Annotated in this window: 15 protein-coding genes and 2 pseudogenes; 4 read left to right on the top strand and 13 right to left on the bottom strand. The window is 38.9% G+C overall.

Annotated elements, in window-relative coordinates:
* From H538_RS25190 to H538_RS0116715, 5 genes are all read right to left on the bottom strand, one after another.
* A partial coding sequence (locus H538_RS25190; protein WP_211235574.1) for a ribonuclease YeeF family protein occupies positions 1-1,086 on the bottom strand: 1,086 nt, incomplete at its 3' end.
* A 4-nt stretch (positions 1,087-1,090) separates the two neighbouring features.
* The gene (locus tag H538_RS0116730; protein ID WP_035351278.1) at positions 1,091-1,369 is read right to left on the bottom strand and encodes a YwqI/YxiC family protein; all 279 of its coding nucleotides are present in this window, start codon (positions 1,367-1,369) and stop codon (positions 1,091-1,093) included.
* 462 nt (positions 1,370-1,831) lie between these two features.
* Entirely contained in the window at positions 1,832-2,350 is a 519-nt protein-coding gene (locus H538_RS0116725; protein ID WP_026678576.1) for a DUF6933 domain-containing protein, read from the bottom strand.
* 111 nt (positions 2,351-2,461) lie between these two features.
* Positions 2,462-3,916 carry an N-acetylglucosamine-specific PTS transporter subunit IIBC gene (nagE, locus tag H538_RS0116720; protein WP_026678575.1) on the bottom strand — a complete coding sequence of 485 codons (1,455 nt, stop codon included), beginning with the start codon at positions 3,914-3,916 and terminating at the stop codon, positions 2,462-2,464.
* 132 nt (positions 3,917-4,048) lie between these two features.
* On the bottom strand, positions 4,049-4,867 hold the full coding sequence (locus H538_RS0116715) for a PRD domain-containing protein (RefSeq protein ID WP_026678574.1): 819 nt from the start codon (positions 4,865-4,867) through the stop codon (positions 4,049-4,051).
* Positions 4,868-5,299: 432 nt separating this feature from the next.
* Between H538_RS0116715 and H538_RS0116710 the strand changes: the two genes are divergently transcribed.
* Positions 5,300-6,019 (top strand): YebC/PmpR family DNA-binding transcriptional regulator, encoded by a 720-nt coding sequence (locus H538_RS0116710; RefSeq protein ID WP_026678573.1) that lies wholly within the window; start codon positions 5,300-5,302, stop codon positions 6,017-6,019.
* A gap of 56 nt (positions 6,020-6,075) precedes the next feature.
* Here the strand turns inward: H538_RS0116710 and H538_RS0116705 are convergent, their stop codons facing one another.
* From H538_RS0116705 to H538_RS0116685, 5 genes are all read right to left on the bottom strand, one after another.
* A complete protein-coding gene (locus H538_RS0116705) occupies positions 6,076-6,675 on the bottom strand; it encodes a response regulator transcription factor (protein ID WP_026678572.1) in 600 nt (199 codons plus the stop codon).
* A gap of 1 nt (position 6,676) precedes the next feature.
* Entirely contained in the window at positions 6,677-7,804 is a 1,128-nt protein-coding gene (locus H538_RS0116700; RefSeq protein WP_026678571.1) for a sensor histidine kinase, read from the bottom strand.
* A gap of 171 nt (positions 7,805-7,975) precedes the next feature.
* Positions 7,976-8,980 (bottom strand): Delta(5) desaturase DesA, encoded by a 1,005-nt coding sequence (gene desA / locus H538_RS0116695; protein ID WP_026678570.1) that lies wholly within the window; start codon positions 8,978-8,980, stop codon positions 7,976-7,978.
* A 217-nt stretch (positions 8,981-9,197) separates the two neighbouring features.
* The gene (locus tag H538_RS0116690; protein ID WP_026678569.1) at positions 9,198-10,175 is read right to left on the bottom strand and encodes a proline dehydrogenase family protein; all 978 of its coding nucleotides are present in this window, start codon (positions 10,173-10,175) and stop codon (positions 9,198-9,200) included.
* A 111-nt stretch (positions 10,176-10,286) separates the two neighbouring features.
* Complete coding sequence (locus tag H538_RS0116685; protein ID WP_026678568.1) at positions 10,287-10,847, bottom strand: hypothetical protein; 561 nt, start codon at positions 10,845-10,847, stop codon at positions 10,287-10,289.
* 158 nt (positions 10,848-11,005) lie between these two features.
* Here H538_RS0116685 and H538_RS0116680 point away from each other — a divergent pair, with 158 nt between their 5' ends.
* Positions 11,006-12,490, top strand: a complete 1,485-nt coding sequence (locus tag H538_RS0116680) for an MFS transporter (protein WP_026678567.1) — start codon at positions 11,006-11,008, stop codon at positions 12,488-12,490.
* 171 nt (positions 12,491-12,661) lie between these two features.
* Here the strand turns inward: H538_RS0116680 and H538_RS0116675 are convergent, their stop codons facing one another.
* Positions 12,662-13,624 (bottom strand): tRNA dihydrouridine synthase, encoded by a 963-nt coding sequence (locus H538_RS0116675; protein WP_026678566.1) that lies wholly within the window; start codon positions 13,622-13,624, stop codon positions 12,662-12,664.
* A 483-nt stretch (positions 13,625-14,107) separates the two neighbouring features.
* Positions 14,108-14,239 (bottom strand): annotated as a pseudogene (locus H538_RS27230) (DUF3994 domain-containing protein); the annotation flags it as partial.
* 747 nt (positions 14,240-14,986) lie between these two features.
* On the opposite strand from H538_RS27230, the gene H538_RS24180 reads away from it, so the two are divergent.
* A complete protein-coding gene (locus tag H538_RS24180) occupies positions 14,987-16,645 on the top strand; it encodes a restriction endonuclease (protein WP_051291530.1) in 1,659 nt (552 codons plus the stop codon).
* Between the two features lie 313 nt (positions 16,646-16,958).
* On the opposite strand, the gene H538_RS0116655 is transcribed toward H538_RS24180, so the two are convergent.
* Positions 16,959-17,402: a ferritin-like domain-containing protein gene (locus tag H538_RS0116655; RefSeq protein ID WP_003348320.1), complete on the bottom strand. Its 444-nt coding sequence runs from the start codon at positions 17,400-17,402 to the stop codon at positions 16,959-16,961.
* A gap of 365 nt (positions 17,403-17,767) precedes the next feature.
* On the opposite strand from H538_RS0116655, the pseudogene H538_RS0116650 reads away from it, so the two are divergent.
* Positions 17,768-17,999 (top strand): annotated as a pseudogene (locus tag H538_RS0116650) (IS21 family transposase); the annotation flags it as partial.

The following is a 17,999-nucleotide window of genomic DNA, read 5'->3' as shown; positions in this document are numbered from 1 at the left end:
TTTCTTTTCGATACCCGTAATCGCCTTTTTCCCGAGTTTGGTGACGCCTTTTTTTATAAGTCCTCCGGGGACGGCATACTCTGCGATTTCTAATGGAGTGCCTTCAAATGGGGAATCTAATTCTCGGACCCCTCCTGCCCGGTTTTTTGGTACCTTATCGACAATTTGATATTGTTTATTAAAATTCTTGTCTTTATATTCCCTTACAATCATTCCATTGGCGAGGATATGGTAATCACCGTCATATTCCGCATATTCGTCAATGACATGAACCGTTTTGATTTTTTGTTCCTGTAGCGTTTCAAATTCTTCTTTCGTTACGTTTTTATTTTGTAACTGTGCGATGTACGAAGACGCGATTAATTGTTCGTCCGCATCCGGGCGTCTATACTTGTTTTCATAAGGATTTGTCTTCTGGGCAAGGTCGCCTATCAAGTCATTATAGGTTTCATACGATGTGATTTGTTTTACCGAGTAATTTGAAATAGTCACTTCGCCGCTTTTGATTGCCGAGCTGATCTGGTTGATATAGTTTGCCATCAAGGCGAGGTCTTGTTCTACCGTTTCCAGCGCGGCGGTTTGCGCTTTATCAAAGGCGTGAAGCTGTTCGATCGTCGTTTTCGCATGTCGTTTCGCTCGCCAGATGTTTTCCACCACTTCTGTTTCATCAAGGAAAGGAAGATCAACAATATCCCGGACTTCTTTCATCGCCTTGTTCGCTTCATCGACGATCCCGATGGTTGTTGTCTCTATTTTATGAAGTCCCGCTCTTACATCATGATCCAAAAAACTTTCGCTAATAAAGCCGTTTGGATCAGGCTCAAAATTTTTCAGCTGATTTTTGATCGATGTTAAAATGGCTTCATAATCTTTAATGAACGATTCAAAATAAAGCAAAAACGAAAGGTGGCATTCCTGATAGAACAAACGGATCGCCTGCCCCGCTTTTCCTTTAAGGGAGTCTTCGAGAGAAATGATCCCTTTCACAGCATCCTTTGTCTGTTTAATTTGTTCGCTCAACGATCGCAAATACTTCTCGGTGTCATTAATCGATTGGTTAAATGCCTCGACATCCAATACCTTCATGAAGTCACCCCTTGTCGTTGGCCGATGAAGCTAGCTTTTCGTCTGCTTCTCGTATCGATTGGACGGCCTTCTCCGTCGCTTTTTCGTTTTCCAGAAGTAACGTTTGATACGATTGAATGATTTTACGTAATGATTCATTTACGTTTTTTAATTTTGTCATCGCATCCAGGACGTTGCTTCCTTCTTTAACAGGAGCTAATGAGGGCTGCTGGGACGGGACAACCGATTTTAAACGAGATAAAGCTTGTTCTACATCCCCGTAAACTACTTTGATTTCACTCATCGCCGGCACTCCTTTCGCTGTTGTCCTTTTAACTCGGACAACTGTAATTGTTGAGAGAGATGGTATAAAGAGTCAAATCGCTGTCCATTTGTACGGTTTGAATCTAGCTCGTTTACTTCCTTTTGCATCTACTATTATTGTAATCGGAAATCACAACTTGCCTAGTACTATCTTTTTCTAGTACCCTCGTTGCCAATGTGAGAGGAAAAAACACTTTTATCATTTTGGTGCTTTTGACAAAGTTTTTATCCCAATTAGCCCTCATATTTAGTGAAATGACTCCGAATTGATACGTGTTTGGCACACATCCAACCGTTTATTGTTGAAATGATACTTCTTATTTTCCAAATGACGAAAGAAATTTTCCCAAACGAGTAATTTATTTTCCGAGGTGTGCATTTTATTTTCCAAACTGCAAGATTTACTTTCCAAAGTGAGCATTTTATTTTCCAGGCCCTTTATTTACTCCCGTTTCCTCTGCAGAAAAGCATCCCTCATCGTCTCACCCGAGTACGTTTTCGGCAATTGAAGCATGACAAAACGATTTAAATAGCGGTTCAGCTCGTAAAGGTTTGTCTCAGTGCCACTCTTCCTGTCCTCTTCCATCCAATGTTTACTGACACTGATCATCTCATTCATCTGGCTCAAAATGCTTCTTTCGCTTGTTTTTGTATAGATGGCTGTACCACATTTTTTGATATATTCATCCACATCCATTTCGCAAACCCCGTCCGCCACTAGATTTTCCGCAATGGACGTAACGACCAATTTACTAAAATCTCTAAAGTCATTTTTCTTTAAACCTAAGAGGACAAAATTGTATCGTGTTACATTATTCATCAATAACACACATTTACGGCGGTTAAATAAAAATAAATGGGCATGCCATGAGTAAAAAGGTTCCCCAACTCCTGATTCAATTTGTTTAAGATCTATCATCAATTCATCAGCAAGCTTTTTTGTACATTGGATGGTTAGCATAATTTCGCTTCCTCATTTCCGGAAATAGTTTTTGTTATCTTTTCCCTATAGTAACTTATCAATTCCTAAAAAAGAACCGAAAGCTTTTGAGCAATCGGTTCTACAATCCTATTATTTTTGCCTGCGGATTTTTTCCACTTCATCCGCTACGAATTGGACGTTCGTTCCGATGACGACCTGGATGCTTGTCGGGCCAACGATTTTAATGCCCGGCACGCCTGTTGATTGAATTTTCGCCTGGTCTACTTTATTCATGTCTTTGACTTCAACGCGCAGGCGTGTGACACAGTTATCAACGGATGTGACATTTTCGTCTCCGCCCAACCCTTTATAAATGGTGGCGGCCATTTGTGTGAATCTGTTTTCGGTTGTTTCTGCTTCTTGTGTGCCTAAAACGACATCGTCTGTTTCATCTTCCCGGCCCGGTGTTTTGATATTAAACTTCGTGATCAAGAAGCGGAATAAGAAATAGTAAATGACAGCAAACACAAGACCTTGAATGATTAACATTAACGGCTTATTCGCAAGCGGCAATCTCGAACTTAAGAAAAAGTCGATAAATCCGGCGCTAAAGCCAAATCCTGCTGTCCAATGGAAAAGGGCGGCAATCATTAACGAAAGTCCGGTTAAAATCGCATGAACGAGATAAAGTGCCGGTGCAAGGAACATAAAGGCAAATTCAATCGGTTCTGTAACCCCCGTTAAAAATGATGCAAAACCAGCTGCCATCATTAAAGATGCGATTTGTTTCTTTCTTGTCGTTTTTGCCGTATGATACATCGCAAGAGCCGCAGCCGGCAGGCCGAACATCATGACCGGGAAGAACCCTGCCTGATACATTCCGGTAATTCCTTTCGTCCCTTTTCCAGCCCAGAAGTTTCCAATGTCATTAATCCCGGCAACATCAAACCAGAATACGGAGTTTAACGCATGATGCAACCCGATCGGGATTAACAGCCGGTTGAAGAACCCATATAGCCCTGCACCAACAGCTCCTAATTTACTAATCGCTTCCCCAAATGAAACTAATCCTGTAAAAATCACCGGCCATACGAAAAACAAAACGACCGAAACGATCAACATGGATACCGCTGTCATAATCGGCACTAACCGTTTGCCGCTGAAGAAAGCCAATGCATCCGGCAATTTCACATGGCTGAAACGATTGTACATGATCGATGCGATAATCCCTGATAAAATCCCGATAAATTGGTTTCCAATTTTCGCAAAAGCCGGGTTAACTTTTGCGACATCAATTCCTTGCAGCATCGCAACTGTGTTCGTTGAAAGCAATGTCGTCACGACAAGATAGGCAACCAATCCGCTTAAAGCGGCGGAACCATCTTTTTCTTTCGACATTCCGAGCGCGACCCCAACGGCAAAAAGAATCGCCATGTTGTCAATGATCGACGATCCGGCTTTAATTAAGAAAGCGGCTACGGGACTTCCTGCTCCCCAGCCCGTCGGGTCGATCCAATAACCAATCCCCATTAGAATAGCAGCTGCCGGCAAAACTGCGACAGGCAGCATTAGAGATTTACCAATTCTCTGTAAATAGTTCATCATATTCCGTACTCCCCCTCTAAAAGATCATACCCCGTGCAAAATTTTTATGAAATAAAGCCAGTCAGGTCCTTCTTTTCCTCTCACCTTCTTTCCATAAAGTCACACTTAGTACGACTACGTAATACTAAAACACTATTGTTTTCTTAATCTCTCAATATGAAGAGTGATATAGCCTAATTCATGTTCAGGAAGACTTACTCCATGCTGCGCTATTACATCCATTGCAACTTTACTGGCATAGCTATAGGAATGAGGAAATTTCCTCTTGATCATTTCCAGCATTTCTTCATCCATCGTATGATGTTCATAATGATGGGCTCTTGTCAAAGCAAAACGTAAATGGGTAATAAGCCGCTCGTACGAGATGTCATCTTCCTGTATCGTAACTTGCAAACATTCTGCAATCATTTGGACAATGTCTCTTATAATGGACGTTTGTTTAACGGTTTCCCGCAAGTCGCCGCCTTGAACTTTCATCGTGTGGATATGAAGGGCAATAAACGCCGCTTCATCAACGGGCATGTCAATCTTGCATATTTCTTTAATATGTTGAATGGCCCAGAGACCGATTTCATATTCTTTCGGATACAACACTTTAATTTCGTGCAACAGTTTGTTTTTTAATTGGATTCCATCCCTTTCCCTTTCAATCGCAAACGAGAGGTGATCCGTAAGCGCAATATGAATATGCTCATCTAGTTTTGTACCGAGATAGTTTTCTGCATACGTAATAATTTCTTCTGAGATGATAAAATGTTCCTCAGGAATCCGGTTCAACAATTGCTGAAATTTTTCATTTTCCTTCATGACAAACAATTTCTCAACCTTATTCATGTTCACGATGTCATTTTTCTTCTTCTGAAACGCAATTCCGGCTCCAACTGCAATTTTCTCCTGTCCATCATCCACGACGATAACAGCATTGTTATTTAAAATTTTTGTTATTTTCACGAGAGAACATCTCCTTGCCGTAAAAGCGGACACTTGTTTTTTCGAAACCAATTCTGTTATAGTTTACGAACGACTCGGCCATCTAATGTTTCATATTAAAAATAAAAAAGGCATGGAGGTACAATTAAGAGATCAGCGAATCCCTTTCATTTACCACCATGCCTGATCGAATCAGTAACATGTGATCCATTATTCAACATTTGAGTTCATAGTACCATAGACCTAAATGAAAAACAATATGAAAGCGATAACATTTTTTTAATCGTGCAAAAGTGATTCGTTTATAATATCGCCCTCAAACTCTTACTCTCGAAACGAACACTCGATTTGATGTATAATAGAGCTAGTGGATTTATGCACGTCCTCAAATTGTTTGTATACAAGTTGAGGACAAACGATAAAGTAGATTCAAGTTGAAAGCGAGTGTTCAAAATGGGACGTAAGTGGAATAACATTAAAGATAAAAAAGCGGCCAAAGATGCCAATACAGCCCGCATTTACGCAAAATTCGGGCGTGAAATTTATGTCGCCGCAAGACGCGGCGAACCTGACCCTGAACTCAATCAGGCGTTAAAAGTCGTACTTGAGCGTGCCAAAACGTACAGCGTGCCGAAAACGATCATTGACCGCGCGATTGAAAAAGCAAAGGGTGGATCGGATGAAACGTATGACGAACTTCGTTATGAAGGCTTCGGGCCAAATGGATCAATGGTCATTGTTGATACTCTGACCAATAACGTAAACCGCACAGCCGCAGATGTACGTGCTGCCTTTAATAAAAACGGCGGAAACATGGGAGTTAACGGATCTGTCGCCTATATGTTTGATGCGACAGCTGTGATCGGAATTGAAGGAAAAACGGCGGATGAAGTGCTTGAAATCTTAATGGAAGCGGATGTCGATGCACGTGATGTTCTAGAAGAAGATGAGGCGGTCATCGTTTATGCCGAGCCTGATCAGTTTCATGCCGTTCAGGAAGCGTTCAAAAATGCTGGCATCACTGAATTTACTGTTGCCGAACTAACGATGCTCCCGCAAAATTACGTGACTCTTCCAGAAGAAGCACAGGCGCAATTTGAAAAATTGATCGATGCACTGGAAGACCTTGAAGACGTACGTCAAGTGTATCACAACGTTGATCTAGGAGAATAAGCTGAATTTTATGCAGGCAAAAATGTCTCTCTCATCATGAATGAGGAGGCATTTTTTTATTTAAACCAGCCCTTTTCTTTCGACTGAGTAATGGCTTCAATTCTGTTTTTCACTTCAAGCTTGTCTAATATCGTGGAAATATAGTTTCGTACCGTTCCTGTTTTAATGCTGAGCTGATCGGCGATTTCTTTCGTGTTTTTTCCATCGGCGACGAGTTCCAATACTTCTTTTTCCCGATCAGTTAGCGGGTTTTCCTCACGATACAGGTCATCCATCAACTCAGGAGCATAAATCCTTCTTCCTGCCATGACACTGCGGATGGAGCTTGCCAGTTCATCGCTCGGACTATCCTTCAATAAATATCCGCTCACTCCTGCCTTTAACGCCCGTTGAAAATAACCGGATCGGGCGAACGTCGTTAAAATAATGACTTTGCATCCCAGCCCTTTCAGTTCTTCTGCAGCTTCAAGCCCGCTTTTTCCCGGCATTTCAATATCCATAATGCAGACGTCAGGCTTAAATTTCCGAACTAGCTCTATTGCCTCTTCGCCATTAGCCGCCATCCCGACAACTTTCATATCTTCCTCTAAATCAAGCAGTGATCCGAAAGCACCTAAAAGCATTTTCTGATCTTCAGCAATGACTATCGTTATCACTTCATTCCCCCCTTTTCTCTTTCCCGTCATTCGGTACGGTAATGATTAGCGTCGTACCTTCTTTTGTTAAAATTTCCAGGCTGCCGTTCACAAATTCCAGGCGTTCTTTCATTCCAGTCAGTCCGTGCCCTTTTGCAAAATATTCTTTCGTGCTCTTGAAGTTCCCGTTGTCCTTGATGGTCATCTTCACATCTTTCCACGATTGTTCAATCGAAATCGAACAAGTAGTGGCTCCGCTGTGCTTGACCACATTGGTGACCGCTTCTTTCAGGCACATGCTTAAAATATTCTCGGTTAAAGGAGAAACATTTTTCAAAACAACTTCCGGCTCGCTCTCCAATTGGATTTGAGCCGCTTCAAGGACTTGTTTCACCCGGACGATTTCCTCTTTTAAACGAATGCCGCGCATTGACGACACCATTTTTCTCACTTCATTCAAAGCGGTTCTTGCGGTTTGCTGAACATCTTTCAATTCATTGCGCGCCCGCTCAGGTTCTTTGTTGATTAATTTTCTTGCTAAATCGCTCTTTAAGCCGATGAGAGAAAGCTTTTGCCCTAACGTATCATGAAGGTCACGGGCGATCCGTTCCCGCTCCTGAAGCTTGATTAACTCGGAAATCTTTTTATTCGCATCTTCCAGCTTTTCTTCCAACTGGCCTCTTTCTTTTCGATTGTGGATTCCAAATGGAAGGAGAATGACGCTGATCCAAATGATGATCACAAACGGCAATTGTTTTAAAAACAATTCTTTCTGCTGAACGATGCTAAAGTTAAACGAGACTGAAGTGCTGATTAAAAGGACAAAATATAAAATATAAAACGTCATGCGGTCTTTAATGTTTCCTATAAAATAAACGAGAAAAATTGAAAAATACACATAGCTGAAAAGGCTCGTTGACGTAATCGAAATCCCAATCAATATAAACGTCCATATATAAACGGGCCATCCTCTGGATACAAGAGCGATCCGATAGAAAACAAAAAATAAAATGGTCAAGAATATGCCAACCATAATTTCAATCGTTGACTGCGATTGAAAAATAAAATAAAACGGCAAAATGCAAAGAATAAGCCAAATATAAGGGAAAACCCCATTATTTTTTTGGAATCCCATATACCTTTTAATCATTTCAGAACCTCTTTTAAAATACCGTGTTCAAAAAGGAGGACAAACAGAGCCAAGAAGTTCAAGGAAGTGCAGTCTCCGAGCCCCGGAACGTATGCTTTTAATACGTGAGGAGCGTAGGAGCAAGCTGACGCAGAAATTCGGCAATGTTTCCCGGACTTTTTGAACATCCTTTTAAAGTTGTTTGCAGTATACTTTAATTTCCCTATACCCCACAAATTTTTTGCCTCGCTCATCCCATAGGCGGAATTTAAGCGAACGCAAGCTAGTCATTAGTGTGATGGTCGGCACATGCTGCAGTGGTTGAGTGTAATTGTGCACCGCTTCAAGTTTATAATTCGGCACTCTCGGGCTCAAATGATGAACATGGTGAAATCCGATGTTTCCTGTAAGCCATTGGAGAATCTTCGGAAGCTTGTAGAAAGAACTGCCTTCTACGGCCGCTTTCACATATTCCCAGTCTTCATTTTCCTCAAAATACGAATCTTCAAACGTATGTTGAACGTAAAAAAGCCAGACACCGGCAATGCCGGAAATTAAAAAAATGGGACCTTGCACGAGAAGGAACGACTGCCATCCAAGCATATAGCAAAGCAGGCCTGCTGCCCCTGCGATCGCCACATTCGTAATATACGTGTTCATTCGTTCTTTCAAGCGGGCACCTTTTCGGTTAAACCGATTCGTAATAAGAAACACGTAAATCGGGCCTAAAATAAACATGACAAAAGGATTGCGATACAACCGGTAACGGAGGCGAAGCCAAAACGAAGCTTGCAAATATTCCTCAACGGTCAATACCCATATGTCGCCTGTTCCCCGTTTATCCAAATTCCCGCTCGTTGCGTGATGGACGGAATGGCTATGCTGCCATTGGTTATACGGAAATAACGTTAAAATGCCAGTGACTGTCCCAAGAATTTTATTCGCCAGCCGATTCTTAAAGAAAGAATGATGGCAGCAGTCATGAAAAATAATAAAGATTCGCGTCAAAAAGCCCGCTGCAATAACCGTTAAAGCCAACGTGAGCAAATAGGAAACGGACAGACTCTCGTAAGCTAAAAACCATAGAAGAAAAAACGGACCAAGTGTATTGATAAGCTGTCTGATGCTTCGATTAGTATCCGACTTTTCAAAGGGAGCCACTTGCTTTCTCAGATGAGTTTGTTTTTGCTTTGTCATTTAGTATTAACTTCCCTTCCTCATTTCTAACCCAAAGTATAGAGGAAAGGATACCGTCCTTGCAGTCATACGTGTCATGCCCAGAATATGATAAATGTCATGTGTGGCTACCAAACATTCACTCAAAGCTTACGGTCAGGGGCATAAAAAAATAATAAAAAAGCAAGAAACTGATATAACAAAAATGATTTCAATTTCTTGCTTAAGATCAAGTTGGTTATTTGCGTTTTTTCTTTTTAGACAATCTTCCTAATACAAATGCTCCGGCCGCCAGCCCGATCATCGTGTTCGTTTTTTTGTTGAATACTTGTTTGACGACAAGATTTAAGTTTTGTGGTCTTTCTGCAAGACGGCGCATGAAGTAACCATACCAGTCTTTGCCGAATGGCACGTACGTACAGAAGTTGTAGCCTTCTTTAGCCAATTCGAGCTGCATGTCTTTTCTGAAGCCGTAAAGCATTTGGAATTCAAATTTATCATTCGGAATGTTATTCTTTTTCACAAATTTTTTCACATGGTTAATGATACGGTGGTCATGCGTTGCAATTGATGTGAATTTTCCATTTAACAAATGATATTCGATGAGCTTAATAAAGTTAGCATCGATATCTTTTTTATCTTGATACGCATACTCTTCCGGCTCTTTGTATGCGCCTTTTACGATGCGAAGACGGTAATTTTTATATTTTTTAATATCATCCTGGGCACGATAGAAATAGGCTTGAATAACCGTTCCGACATTGTCATAGGTTTCTGATAATGAATCAAGAATATCGAAGGAAGGCTGCAAATGGCTATGGTCTTCCATGTCAATGTTGACAAAAATATCGTAAGTGGCCGCTTTCGCCACGATTTCTTCCAGGTTGTTCAAGCAGAATTCATAATCTATGTCCAACCCTAACTGCGTCGGCTTTAAAGAAATATGAGCGTCTACTTTATTATCGTGAATGGCTTCGATCACTTTAAGAATTTGCTCTTTTGCTTCGATCGCCTCTTCTTTTTTGTAAACGAACTCACCCAGGTTATCAACTGTGCAAGAAATCCCGTGGGCATTTAACTCTTTAATGCTTTGAATCGTTTCTTCTATATTGGTTCCAGCTACAACATTTTGCGCTCCCAATTTCAAGCCGTACTTTTTAGCGGCATTATTCAGAAATTGGTTTTGGGATAAGCCCATAAAAATATCTTTCAACATCGCAATTACTCCTCTGACAGCTATTTTTCGTCTTTAATTATAGCATACTTTTTGAATGCGCTGTCATAAATCGACAATTGCCAATTTTTGTAGCAATTTGTAAGGTGGCCTTTATTCATTTTCCCCGAGAATATGCCCTTTTGCATCGTAAGATATTACTTTAGGTGGCAGCTTTAGTTTTGATTTATGGAACGTCACATACCAGAACCATAAGTTATCACTAATAGAAATTCGATTAAGTTGGTTATAATGTTCGCTTTTTATAGCGATATTCTTTACTTTGTCGGAAGCAAGTCCGCTTATCATCGAAAACTTCTCTTTTGGAAAACGATCGGCTTGCCAGGTTAAATAGCCGTTTTCCACTTGTTCCTCTTTAAACTCCTCGAAATCCAACTCATGAAAAACTTTCTTTACTTCGGTTAACTCTTTATTGGTGAGTACAGGCATGACGCCCGTATTATTTTCACAAAAAAGCAAGTTGGATTGAACATCAGCAAATGTTCTTTTAAGGGTACTACCGGATTGTTTGGATAACCGGACGCAAATTTCTTTTCCTAAAGTTGAGGTAGGACGTAATGTTTTTACTTTAACTGTTGTGGAAGGACGGAATATCACAAAACAAACTAGAACGATTAAACTTACACTGAAAAAAACTAATAAGAATTTTTTCATTCTTGCTTCCCCCCGATATAAAAATTTTCGAAAGTTAAGTCATTTACACTATAACATAGTTTGCTATTCCTTTAATGTATACTCTTTCATCTGAATAGCAATAAAGAAGCAAGCTCAAAATAACATTAAAATTTCAATAAGGAATTTAGGTGAAGCCATTGGATGAAAATGAAAAAAAGCGGGCGAAGTTCAGGAAAAATTCAGAAAGAAAGCTAAAAAAAGATGATATTACCATTGTGGATACAAAAGACGCACGAAAAGCAGTTGTGGCAACTGCCCTTGGAAATGCGATGGAGTGGTTTGATTTTGGTATTTACTCTTATTTGGCCGTGATCATAGGAAAAGTGTTTTTTTCGGGGGTAACGGGACCGCTCCAAATTGTGTATTCGTTTGCGACCTTTGCAGTGGCGTTTATCGTTCGTCCACTTGGCGGAATGTTTTTTGGCATGCTGGGTGATAAGTTAGGCCGAAAAAAGGTGTTAACCATCACTTTAGTCTTAATGTCTTTGGCTACTTTAAGTATGGGATTGATACCGGGTTATGCAACGATTGGGAATCTCGCTCCTATCCTTTTGCTTTTAGCCAGATTGGTTCAGGGATTTTCCACAGGCGGTGAATATTCGGGTGCCATGACGTTCATCGCGGAATCTTCACCTGATAAAAAAAGAGGTTTTTTCTCAAGCGGGTTAGAAGTAGGAACATTAATTGGATATATTGCCGGGTCCGGCATCGTAACGTTACTAAGTTATCTACTTGGTCCGGATAAGATGCTCGATTGGGGTTGGCGTATTCCATTTTTTATTGCCGCACCGATAGGTCTTGTTGGCCTTTATTTGAGAAATCATTTGGAGGAGACTCCAGTATTTGAAGCAATGAATGAAGAAAAACACGAGGAAAATAAAAAAGGGTTAATCAAAAAAGTCTTCCTTTACCACTGGCCACAGCTGCTTAAAGGGGTCGTTTTAGTTTTATTTTTCAATGTTGTGGATTACATGTTGTTATCGTATATGCCTTCTTATTTAAATGTTGTCCTCGGCTATGGAGAAACGAAGGGGCTTTTGTTCATTCTCATTGTTATGTTTATTATGATTCCCATTGTTTTACTCATGGGTTATTTCAGTGATCGGATTGGAAATAAACGCCTTATTTTAGGTGGCCTGATCGGAATCATTCTGCTAGCCATCCCGTCACTTAAAATGATTGGAAGCGGTTCTAATTGGATGGTCTTTTTAGGGCTGATGATATTGGCCATTCTTCTAGCGACCTTCGAAGCAACGATGCCGTCCATGTTGCCATCCTTGTTTTTTACAGAAGTAAGATATGTTGCGCTGGCGATAACATTTAATATTTCAGTATCTTTATTTGGTGGAACAACTCCATTGGCGTTATCGTGGCTAATAAGGGAGACAGGAAATAAGATGGTTCCGGCGTATTATATTATGGCTGCTTGTTTAATCGGTGTTGTCACCATGCTTTTTGTAAAGGAAACGACCGGAAAAGCGCTGCGGGGCTCTGCTCCGGCAGTATCGGAAAAACATGAAATTGCCGAAATTTTAGAAGATCCCGGGGAAGCTCTCTGGTGGAAAGAAGAAAAAATAACTATTGAGGAAAAAGCCGCTGAGTCGGAAGATAAAAAAACTTGATCAAGTTTGCTTTTAATTAGTGAGGGCACTTTTCCAATGGATAAAACGCTTGATTGTATTTTCAAGCGTTTTATCGTTGATATTCAGGGGGATTGTGAACACATGAGTTGTTATGATTTATTTTTTCTCTATCTTTTTGAGGGTTACATACATTTCGCTGTCCCCGTCCCCTCAACATTCTTTTTCAAAATTATCAAGCAATGCACGTACTTCATCGGTTGATTTCGTGTTCATTAATTGATTTCTTAAATCACTAGCCCCACGAAATCCTTTGACATAAATTTTGAAAAAGCGGTGAAGCCCTGTAATTGAACGTGGCAGTACTTCCGCATACTGATCTTGAAGGTCAAGCTGCAGTCTTAAAAGATCAAGGTATTCTTTACTGCTATGTTCTCTTGGCTCTTTTTCAAAAGCAAAAGGATTTTTAAAAATACCGCGCCCGATCATAATGCCATCAATACCATATGCTTTCGCAAGCTGCAGCCCGGTTTGACGGTCAGGGATGTCTCCATTGATGGTTAGCAGCGTACTTGGTGCGATACGGTCACGTAATTTTTTGATTCCTGGAATTAGCTCCCAATGCGCATCTACTTGGCTCATTTCCTTTCTTGTACGTAAATGAATAGAAAGGTTCACAATATCCTGTTTTAAAATATGCGTTAGCCACTCCTCCCACTCATTTACGTTGTTATAGCCAAGTCGTGTTTTCACGCTGACAGGCAGTCCGCCCGCCTTTGCTGCTTGAATAAGTTCTGCCGCAACGTCTGGACGCAGAATCAGACCACTACCTTTCCCTCTCGATGCCACATTCGGTACAGGGCAGCCCATATTAATATCGATGCCTTTAAACCCCAGCTCTGCCATGCCAATACTCATTTGACGGAAATTTTCGGGATTATCCCCCCAAATATGTGCCACTATTGGCTGTTCATCTTCTGTAAAAATCAAACGGCCACGTACACTTTTCATTCCCTCTGGATGACAGTAGCTATCCGAGTTTGTAAACTCTGTAAAAAATACATCCGGTCGACCGGCTTTACTTACTACATGCCGAAAAACAACATCTGTCACATCTTCCATTGGTGCAAGTACAAAAAATGGCCGTGGTAAATCACGCCAAAAATTATCTATCATTTCAAATCAATTCCTCTCACTATGGATACAACTTAAACCCTTGGTCAAAAAATATAAAGCCAACTATTCCACTTCTTATACACTTATATCATGCTTAATAACTTATTATCAAATACAGTACATTTGGTCATTTATCATTTTAAAAAAACGATTGTTAAAATCAGCAATGTTTATTTTAATGAAAATCGGTCCCGAATGATTTTTTTATAAACAAAAAAGCAGATGGTATAGACTTTTTCTATACCATCTGTTTTTCTATATACCAACTCCAACCACGCGACCGCATCGCAATGCGTCATCTTCAAAGGTTAATACATTTACACAGATATCCATATTTTGTGTGAATGTATTCTCTCATAAATTTGTATTTTACCAGGGGGGTACGTTAATTATTCATAACGATTGAAATAAACGGGCAAAATACTCCAACTGCTATTAAAAACGCCTGGGCGGGAAAACCTCCCCACCTTAATATTCTCATTGTCCTGTTTGTGATTTAACTTTAGCTAACGCAGCCCTTAACTGTCTTTCAATTTCTTCATCACTATAATCAAATTTTTTTAAATCCTCTATCATTTTATCTGCGTCATAATACTTATCGACAAGTTTATACTTTCATGTGTATGCCCATACCCCTTAACCATATTGATGACAGATGGATGCGTTTTTATTCTTGTTATTATCTCCGATTCGGATACTCATTTCTTATACCTTCTTTCCCCAAAAGTGGCCGATTCTTGATTTGTCCATTTAGTTATCGTAAATGATGTTTTCAATATTGTAGATTGTTTCTTTGCAGAATTTCTTTCCTTTATCTGAGATCTAATGTTCAACTTATCTAAGTTCTCAAATTCCTTTTCAAGTTCCAAAATTGCCACCACCAATTTTGATCTTACACTTGACACTATCCCATTAGTTGATTTGACGTTATTTTCACTCTCATTTTTGTAACTTAAAGGTCATCTTTAGATATGGAATGACAGGAATCTGTCGGAATCACAACTCCATTTCCTTCTCGATTCTCTCCCTGAAGGATGTTTTGGATTGTTACAATTCCATCCGTCATTTTTATTACTCCTCTATTTTTATTTTTGATATCAAAAATTCTAGTGGAACTAAAAAGAAAAGTTCACTAAAAAAGGTGCCAGTAATATTCCCTTTGAAAACCCTGTAAGGTTTTCCTTCTTTTTTAAGTCTTTTATTTTTAGAACTACTCTAGATTAGCTATTATCCACAAATTCATTTTAAGTTACCATTGATTAATTTTTTGACATATTCTTTAATTTTTTCGACAAATTTAATAAAATGTATTTATTAAGATAATTATAACAAATATTAAAACTTGGAATGGAGTAGATAACTATGTACCAAATAGAAGTTCGGCATGAAGGCTTAAATAAGTACAGGGTTATTAAAGGAACGAGTTTATACGTTGTACAACAAAAGGCCGAAATGCAAAAAAGAGCATGGGATGAAATGTGGGAGAAAAAAGAACAACAACTTAAGCAAAAACAAGATAGAGAACGTGCTGCAAAAGAGAAACTGGAGAAAAAAGAACTTGCGGAAAAATTAACAATAGAAGCTGGTGAAAAGCTTATTTTTATTCAAAATACCCTCATACATACTCTAGATATTGATGACAAAATTAACTGGGATGATCTAAAAGATACTTCTAAGTTTAGTGTTCAGAAACCGGAGAATTTAGAAGAGCAAGAAATCCCGAGGGAGCCTTTACAATCAGATGAAATATATCACATTAAATTCGGAATATTCGATAAGTTGTTTCCTTCTAGAAAGCTAAAAAAAATTGAAGAAATGGATCGACTTTTTAAACGTCAACATGAAGAATGGGAAAAGGAAAAAGAAAAAATATTAATAAATAATCAGGAAAGAAAAAAGAAATATAAAAAAGAACTTGCAGAATGGAAGAAACTCAAAGAAAAATTTTTAGAAACCCAATTGGAGAATAATAAAGCAGTAGATGATTTAAAGGAGAGTTATTTAAAAGGTATACCTTCAGCTATAGTAGAATACTGTGATATAGTGCTTTCAAATTCAGAATATCCAGATAATTTCCCCCAGGAGTTTGAAATGGATTACAACGAAACTAATAATACATTAATCGTTGAATATTTACTACCTTCTCCTGATCAATTACCAACTATTAAGGAAGTAAAGTATGTTCAAAGTAAGGATGAGTTCAAAGAAGTCCATTTATCCGATGCTGCTTTAAGAAAAATGTATGATAACCTTTTATATCAAATTACATTAAGAACTATTCATGAATTGTATGAGGCAGATGATATAGATGTTATTAGTTCAATTGTATTTAATGGGTGGGTAAAGTCTATAGATAAGGCAACTGGAAAAGAAGTTGATGCATGCATACTATCAGTTCAAACAAGTAAAAAAGAATTTGAAGAAATTAATTTGGCTCAAGTAGATCCGAAACTTTGCTTTAAGAACCTAAAAGGTGTAGGGAGTAGTAAACTACATAGCTTAACTCCGATAGCCCCGTTAATCCAAATTAATCGTGAGGATTCTAGATTTGTAACTTCATATACTCTTGCAGATTCATTAGATGAAACAGTTAATTTAGCAGCAATGGATTGGGAGGATTTTGAACATTTAATAAGAGAATTGTTTGAAAAGGAATTTAATCAGACAGGTGGGGAAGTCAAAATTACCCGAGCGAGTAGAGACGGCGGTGTAGATGCAGTGGCATTTGACCCTGACCCGATCCGCGGAGGAAAAATCGTTATTCAAGCTAAAAGATATACCAATGTAGTGGGGGTTTCAGCAGTACGAGACTTATATGGAACAGTGCTTAACGAAGGTGCCACAAAAGGAATATTAGTTTCCACTGCTGACTACGGACCCGATGCATACAATTTTGCAAAAGATAAGCCTATAACATTACTAAATGGAAATAATCTATTACACTTACTTCAAAAACATGGATATAACGCAAAAATAGACTTAAAAGAAGCAAAGGCATTATTGCGCAAAAATAAAGTTTAAAGTTAGCAACCACTCGCTTGTAAGTGAAGACTTTGCTAAAAACCTTTGAAGCTAAAACAGGAATTGCCGTATCTTCTTAATTTTAATGAGTTATCACTCATCGAATATTTATTCGAATCGATGTAAAAGAGGACGGCATACCATTTATTTACTATGGTATGCCGCCCCAACATTTTAAAAAAAGCAGGATTTCCCCTTATTGGGATCTCGCTTCTTTTAAAATAAGTTTCCCCACACACTCCACATGTGTAGAGATGATAGTACATACAGGAGTGGCATTAGTTCAATATTCAAAGAAGAGATAAATTAATGGTTAATGTCTCTTTCTTGATAAATAGTAAAGAAACCAAACAGCATGGTTCTGCTCATCTGCTGACGCTCTATGAAATACCCCTTTTATATATGGGTCACTTGTTTGTTCTGATATATCTAAATAAAAATCCACAGTTTCTTGCTCATCTAAAAAAGCAAACTCCAAGCCTTCCTTGTAAGTGTTTGGACATTCTTCAATTAGTTTATACTTTGGTTGTCTTCCGGTTAGACTAACATATATTTGTGTAAACTGTTGAAAATGTCTTATTTCATCTTGACGAATTTCAAGAATTTGATTTCTCTCCTTCGATGAAGGTGCCAGATTAGCCAATTTTTCATAGCATTGAATGGCACTATACTCCCCATTAATGGCTTTCTCTATATCTTTTACCAATTTATCATTCTGTCTGTTTGACAATTCATAATAATCCGAATAAGGATTCATCCATGATACCTCCCTGAAATAAACTATTTTATTTTATGTCCTAAGACTTTGCTAGGTGCATGTACCTAAAATGTATTTTAGCTTGGTGTTTAGCATGTATTAACTACTGAGACATTATAGAAAGAATTTTAGAAGGATGTTAATTCCCTCTATTCATAGCCCCACCCAGTGCCGAACGATTGACTTTTAGCAACAAAAATTTACGTATCGGTTATCCGCTCCATATGATAATTTTCAAATTATCAAGACGTACAACTACTTCAAAACGTATGTCCTTGTAGAATCCGGTGATAGAATACTCAATAGTTCCGGTTGAAAATTCCCCACGTTTACCGGACAATCCCTCTGGGAGGGAGTTGTTCAAAATTATAACGAATGGGGAATTTTTTATGATCAAAGAAATGAAACAAAAAGGAATGTACATTACAGACATTGCTAATGAATTAGGGTGTGACAGAAAAACCGTCAGAAAGTGGCTTAATAAAGATGAGCTACCGGTATATAAAAGAAAACAACGTCCGAGTAAACTGGATCCTTATAAGGATTATATTCGCCAGCGAATGGATGAAGGTTGCTTTAATGCGGTGGTAATACTTG

It is taken from the genome of Fictibacillus gelatini DSM 15865, assembly GCF_000430745.1.
GTDB lineage: Bacteria > Bacillota > Bacilli > Bacillales > Fictibacillaceae > Fictibacillus_A > Fictibacillus_A gelatini.
This window is presented reverse-complemented; position numbering and strand designations above follow the sequence as displayed.

Bases quoted from the DNA above. Each gene is read 5' to 3' on its own strand.
- H538_RS0116725 (WP_026678576.1), bottom strand. From the start codon at position 2,350: ATGCTAACCATCCAATGTACAAAAAAGCTTGCTGATGAATTGATGATA.
- desA (WP_026678570.1), bottom strand. From the start codon at position 8,980: ATGACAAAGCAAAAACAAACTCATCTGAGAAAGCAAGTGGCTCCCTTT.
- H538_RS0116655 (WP_003348320.1), bottom strand. From the start codon at position 17,402: ATGAATCCTTATTCGGATTATTATGAATTGTCAAACAGACAGAATGAT.
- H538_RS24180 (WP_051291530.1), top strand. From the start codon at position 14,987: ATGTACCAAATAGAAGTTCGGCATGAAGGCTTAAATAAGTACAGGGTT.
- nagE (WP_026678575.1), bottom strand. From the start codon at position 3,916: ATGATGAACTATTTACAGAGAATTGGTAAATCTCTAATGCTGCCTGTC.
- H538_RS0116675 (WP_026678566.1), bottom strand. From the start codon at position 13,624: ATGATAGATAATTTTTGGCGTGATTTACCACGGCCATTTTTTGTACTT.
- H538_RS0116690 (WP_026678569.1), bottom strand. From the start codon at position 10,175: ATGTTGAAAGATATTTTTATGGGCTTATCCCAAAACCAATTTCTGAAT.
- H538_RS0116700 (WP_026678571.1), bottom strand. From the start codon at position 7,804: ATGATTAAAAGGTATATGGGATTCCAAAAAAATAATGGGGTTTTCCCT.
- H538_RS0116685 (WP_026678568.1), bottom strand. From the start codon at position 10,847: ATGAAAAAATTCTTATTAGTTTTTTTCAGTGTAAGTTTAATCGTTCTA.
- H538_RS0116710 (WP_026678573.1), top strand. From the start codon at position 5,300: ATGGGACGTAAGTGGAATAACATTAAAGATAAAAAAGCGGCCAAAGAT.
- H538_RS0116730 (WP_035351278.1), bottom strand. From the start codon at position 1,369: ATGAGTGAAATCAAAGTAGTTTACGGGGATGTAGAACAAGCTTTATCT.